Source organism: Lyngbya sp. CCY1209, from assembly GCF_055795065.1.
The window spans coordinates 1-728 of record NZ_JAYFER010000114.1 but is presented as its reverse complement, the minus strand read 5'-3'; the positions used below and the strand labels follow the sequence as shown (position 1 = coordinate 728).

General features: G+C 50.5%; 1 protein-coding gene. It reads right to left on the bottom strand.

The annotated features are described in order from the left end of the window. A partial coding sequence (locus AC0QHF_RS00775; RefSeq protein WP_324702279.1) for an AAA-like domain-containing protein occupies window positions 1-728 on the bottom strand: 728 nt, incomplete at both ends.

Genomic DNA, 728 nt, shown 5'->3' with positions numbered 1-728 from the left:
CTTTTTCCGATCGCCCAAATTTGTGCATCTTTTAAAGCCCGCCCCCGCAACAGCCGCGATTCGTCCGTTTGGCCGGAGGCGACCCAAGCATCAAAGGTTTGAGAATAGGGGCGGATGGCCGACAACTGTTCCCTCGCCCATTCGAGATTGAAGACCGCCTCATAAATTCGATTTTTGACCGCCAATTTGTCGCCCTTTTTGACGGCTATTCCCGACAAGATGAGTTCCGTATGCTCGCGGCTGTTGTCAAATTTGATGCCGTGATTCTGCAAAATATCCTGATGAATTCCCAGCAATCTGCCCGCCCGCTGGGGGTTGCGGAGGAGGCGATCGCGGATCGTTTTCAAATGTTCCGGCTCGTCCTTCGACTGCCAGTCTTCGACGATAGAATTGCGGATGATATTTTCGACCCAAAATTCTTCTTTTCCCGGCGGTATGTGCAATTTATTGCCCGGTTTATCCGCGCTCGATTGAAAAATGATATCGCATATTTTTTGCGTCAAAAACGGCTGTCCGTTCGTCCAGTCTAAAATGTATTGGAGAATTTTTTGCTTATTGCCGGATTCAAAAGGCAATCCCCGGGCGAGGGGTTCGACTTCTGCCAAACTGAACCCCGACAGTGCGATCGCCGTCCCGATATTAAATGGCGTTCGGTTGCGATCTCGAATCAAATCGGAGGGCGTGGCAACTCCAAAAATCGCGAACGTGAGGCGGTTGTATTCGGGATT